Source organism: Neisseria oralis (genome assembly GCF_045062685.1).
GTDB lineage: Bacteria > Pseudomonadota > Gammaproteobacteria > Burkholderiales > Neisseriaceae > Neisseria > Neisseria oralis.
On sequence record NZ_JBJGEB010000024.1, the window covers coordinates 1 to 5,036 of the forward strand.

Consider the following 5,036-nt stretch of genomic DNA (forward strand, 5'->3'; position numbering starts at 1 on the left):
GGTAGGAAGCAGAAGTCTGGGAGGATGCAGACGATGCGGAAGGCGGAGTCTTTGCGGGCGGTTTTTTGAAAGGCCATGATGACGGTTTGCTCGGCGGCGGGATGAGTGGAATATGCAGTATGGGACAATACGGGGGTTGGAAAGTTCGGATAGGCCGTCTGAAATATTTGTACTGTTGTGAATCGTCCCCGTTTTAAAGCACGTGGGGGCGAGGTTTCCGAAAAATTCTTGCGGGAATGTTTTCAGACGGCCTTCCGAGTTGGAGATTCGTCAAGAAATTTCGTTAACTCATGAGATGATTTTTTGATATGAACTCCGAGTTTGCTCTAAAGAAATTCTAGAACCAATATAAAGGGTACACGTAAAATGTAGGTTTAGGACAGTTCTTTATTAATAAATTTATAAAATTCTTCACATAACACAATATTATCCTGTATTTCATATAGAGTAGAAAGTAAATAACTAATGTAACTATCCTGTTGTTCATCAGGAGTAATATTCTGTAGAAAATCAGAATCAAGGAGGAAGCAAATAAAATATTTTATTTTTTTCTCTTTTATATTTGAACTGGAAGCATAAATCTCTTTGGTAAATTGATATGAAGCCTCTATCAATTCAGATTTGCTAAGTCTGCCTTCTATAAAATCTATACTAAGTTTGATTTTATCATCTAGATATTTTTGATTATCACTAAGAGGAATAATTTTTTTCTTAGCGAAATCTATACATTTTCTAATAAATAAGTCATAATTGTTTAGAATATCAGACTCATATATTTCATCTTCTATCAGAATAAGTTTTTGATAAAAATTGGTATTTTCTTCTTTTTTCATATCAATTCTCCAATCGCTTGAAAATTAAAATGCAACTCCTAAAAATGTTAACACGGGTTCACAATGTTTTGGGCAAGGAGCTTTAGGTTCATCAGTTGCCATATCAAATGCTTCTGAACGACATTTATTTTCTTTAATAAAATCCATTAAACCTTTGATATCCTTAATACCTTCTTTTTCCATAAGATTACTGAGAGCTTCAGCTTCCGCACAAGTCCCATTGATATTTGGATTTCTATCTTCCCGGGCTTTTTGTTCATACAAATCAGTAATCTTTTTGTTAATGTTTTGCTCTCTTCCTGCTCGTCTTGCTGCGTTTTTACTTAGTCCTTTATATTCAGAAACCGAACCACCTTTATTACAGGTAATAGTAGCTCGTGCACCTTTACTTTTAGCTAAGCCGAGTACATCAGACCATTGACAAATACTAGGTGCAAATAAATAAAGATTAGCGCCTCCCCATAGTTTAACAGGGTCCTGTGTAACAAACCTACCCGAATGCGGGTCGTAGTACCTGAAGAAGTTGTAATGCAGCCCAGTCTCCCCGTCGCAATACTGGTTCTGCAACCGGAACGGCTGGTGCGCATTGGCAATATTGGTTTCCTCCGTGAGTTTGCCCCAGCCGCCATAGTTGCCGAACCACAGCAGCCTTCCCTCGCCGTCGGTCATCTCCCGCGGCAGGCCGATTTGGTCGCAGTGGAAGTAGTTGACCTGCCGTCGGGTTTCGCCCGCTTCGTCCTCCCATTCGCAAATCTGCGCCAGCGGTTCATAAGAATCTTGGTCGGTATAGACGTAGGTATAGCTTCCGTGCGGGTGAATTTCCTGCAGCAGATGGCTGCCGTCCCAAACGAATTCGATGCGGCTGCCGGGGACGGTTTTCAGACGGCCTTTCTCGTCGGCGGCGGGGCGGTGCTCTTCGCCGACTTCAACCTGTTCTTTGGCAATCCTGCGGTCGAGCGCGTCGTATTCGTAGCGCCAGATTTCCTTGCCGCCCTCCCGCCAGATTTCGGCCAGCACGAGGCGGTCTTTGAGGTCGTAGCTCAGGGTGCGGCTGCTGCCGTCGGGCAGGCTCATGAAGGTGAGGTTGCCGAAGGTGTCGTAGTAGTATTCGGCCCCGTCGTAGGTTTTGATGCGGTTGTCTTTGACGGTGGCGGTATGTGCTTTGTCCGCCGCTGCCGAAATTCCTTCGGGCATGTTTTCAGACGGCCTTGCGGGTATGTCGACGATGTTGTGCGCCGGATCGAAGGCGAATAGTTCGTCACCCGCACGGGTAATTCTGCCGAGTTTGTCGTATTCGAACTGTGTCGTTCCCGTCCTCGGGTCGGTGCTTTGGGTCAGGTTGCCGGTACGGTCGTAACCGTAGCTGCGTTTTACCGCGGCGGTTACGGCGGCTTTGCCTTTGCTTTCGGACGGTCCCGCCGGGACGGCCAGCTGGCTTTTCAGACGGCCGAGGGGGTCGAGGGTGTAGCGGCTAGCCAGCCTGCCTTGGGTGCGGCCGGTTTCGCGGTGCAGCCGGTCGCGTTCGATGTCAGTGACGGTTTCTCCGTCAAAGGCGATCCGGTGCAGGTGGCCGCTGCCGTAGTAGAGGTTTTCCAGGCCGCTGCCGCCGGGCAGTTCGACCGCGGTACGGTTGCCGTTGCCGTCGTAGCGGTAGCGCACGTTGCGGAACTTGTGCAGCAGGATGAGGTCGTGGTCGGGGTTTTGCCAGTCGGTTTCAGGCAGTGCTTCGTCCCGGTCGGCTTCGGGGCGGTGCGGCCGGAAAGCTTCCTGAATGGTGCGGCCGAGTACGTCGTAGTCGAAGCAGGTGATGCCGTTTGCGTCGGCGGCACGCACGAGGCGACCTTCGGCATCGTAGCCGAAACGGGTCTCCCATTCGCCGCCGTCCTGCCGCAGCAGGCTGCGGGTCAGCCGTCCCAAGCTGTCGCGGTCAAAGGCGGCGGTACGTAGCGGGGCGGGGCCGTCCGAAATTTCCCCGCCGTCCCGCGCGAGCAGCGCCGCCGCCCGCTCTTCCTCCACCCGGCCGTATTCGAGCTGTTCGGTCAGCTCGCCAGCGGCGTTGTAGCGGTAGCCGGTCAGTTTGCCGTCGAAACCGCATTCGGCGGCAAGTTCGTCGAGCAGGCCGTAGGCGAAGCGGTAGTGCGCACCGTTTTCGTTGGTCAGGCGTACTAGGCGGCGGGCGGTGTCGTAGTGGTAGCGGAAGGTGTGTCCGAGCGCGTTGGTACGTTGCAGCGGCAGGCCGTCCGGGCCGTATTCGTAGCCGGTGGCGTGCCCTGCGGCATCGGTGTGGCGCACGAGGCGGCCGGCGGCGTCGTAGGCGAAGGTTTCATTGCTGCCGTCGGCGTAACGGGCCACCACCGGCCGCAGTGCGGCGTCGTAATGGTATTCGGTGCGGCCGCCTTCGGCATCGGTGATGCGCAGCGGCAGGCCGTCTTCGTTGTATTCGAAGCGGGTTTCGTAACCGGAGCAGTCGGTTACGGCTTCGGGCAGGTTGTCCGTGCCGTAGCGGTAGGAAACGGTATGTCCCTCGGGGTCGGTCACGGTTTCGAGCAGGCCGTTGCCGAGATAGCTGAAACGGGTGACGCCGCCGACGGTATCGGTGTGGCGGATCAGGTTACCGGTGTCGTCGTAGCCGTAGTTGTCGGTATTGCCCTCGGCGTCGGAAGCGATGATGAGCCGGTAGTCGTCGTCGTATTCGCGGTGGAGGGTGACGCCGTCGGGGCGGGTGATGTCGGTGAGCTGGCCTTCGCGGCTGTACTGATAGTAGGTGGTGCGGCCGAGCGCGTCGGTATAAGCGGTCAGGCGGCCGAGGCGGTCGCGTTCCATCGAGGTTTCGGAGCCGTCGGCAAAGGTGCGGCCGGTCAGTTCGTTGTTGCCGTCGAAGCGGTAGCGCTCGGTGCGGCCGAGTACGTCGGTCACGTCGGTATGGCCGTCGTGATAGTCGAAGCGCCATTGCCGGCCGTCGGATACGGTGTTGAGCAGTACCCGTCCTTCGGCATCGTAGCGGTCGTACTCGTAGGAAGAGACCAGTCCGGCTGCGTCGGTATGGGACAGCATGATGTGGTTGCGGTAGGTAAAGGAACGGGACAGGTTGCCGTCGCGGCCGAACACGCGCAGCAAGTCGCCGGTGGCGGAATATTCGTAGCGCACCAGTACCCTGCCGCGCGGCGGCGTCGAACCGAAGGGCGGCAGAGCGTCAAGCAGCGACACCGCGGTCAGCCGCATCATTGGTTCGGCGGCGGAGGCGACGTTGCCGAATTGCAGGTGGAACACCCGGCCGTTGCCATCAACGACAAACTGCGGCAGACCGGTGGCGGGATGGTACAGCCAACGCTGACAGTTGCCGTTGCCGTCTTCGATTGCGGCCAAAACGAACAGCGGGCAATCCGCCCCTTCAGGGTCGTCGTCGGACACCGAAGCCGGCACGAAGCGCAACGAGAGGGAACCGTCGAGTGCGGTGACGAAATAATGCGCGCCGTCGCGGGCGAACCAGAGCATTTCGGCCTCATTGAGCACTGGTCCCCCGTCGTCGAGGTTAGGCAGCGGCAGGCATCGTCCCTGTTCGTCGATGTAGGTCATCCCATCGGCCGAGCGTACGATGCGTCGGCATCCGGGTACGCTCCAACCGTTGCCGAGCCAACCGGTACCGGGCTGGTCGGAGAAGTAGCTGCGGTTCCAAACAAGGGGGAGGATGCCGGAGAAGGCGAAATCGGTTTCGTCGGTCAGTACCTTGATGCCGAGGATGGGGTTGACGGGCAGGCCGGCGAGGACGGAAGCCTTACATGCGGGGCATTTTTTTTTGAGTCGGCCTTTGTACTTGTTGTTCATATGGAACATGTCGCCGGTTCGGATGATGTAGTGGTTGCGGATTTTGACGGAGGAGGAATGGGTGAAAGGCCATGCGGCTTCGCCGGCGGTATGGGAGAGGATGCCTTTTTTGCGCAGGCCGCCGGCGGGGACTTTAGGGTCGGCGGGTTCGTCGCCGAAAGTTTTTGGGGCGTAGCTGGCGTCGAAGACGAAGGCGGGTTTTTTGTTGATGAGGACGTCGCGGGCGACGGATTTGGCCTTGCCGAGGTCGGTGGTGAGGGGGAAGGGGATGGGAGGGGCCTGAGGCGGGGTAGGCGGAGTGGGTAGGAAGCAGAAGTCTGGGAGGATGCAGACGATGCGGAAGGCGGAGTCTTTGCGGGCGGTTTTTTGAAAGGCCAT

2 protein-coding genes are annotated in these 5,036 nt (G+C 55.8%); both read right to left on the reverse strand.

Features of this window, described 5'->3' with window-relative positions; all coding sequences use genetic code 11:
- Positions 1–374: 374 nt before the first annotated feature.
- Positions 375–833 carry a hypothetical protein gene (locus ACI43T_RS11795; RefSeq protein ID WP_405387282.1) on the reverse strand — a complete coding sequence of 153 codons (459 nt, stop codon included), beginning with the start codon at positions 831–833 and terminating at the stop codon, positions 375–377.
- 24 nt (positions 834–857) lie between these two features.
- The coding region (locus ACI43T_RS11800) for a DUF6531 domain-containing protein (protein ID WP_405387284.1) at positions 858–5,036 on the reverse strand (4,179 nt) is incomplete at its 5' end.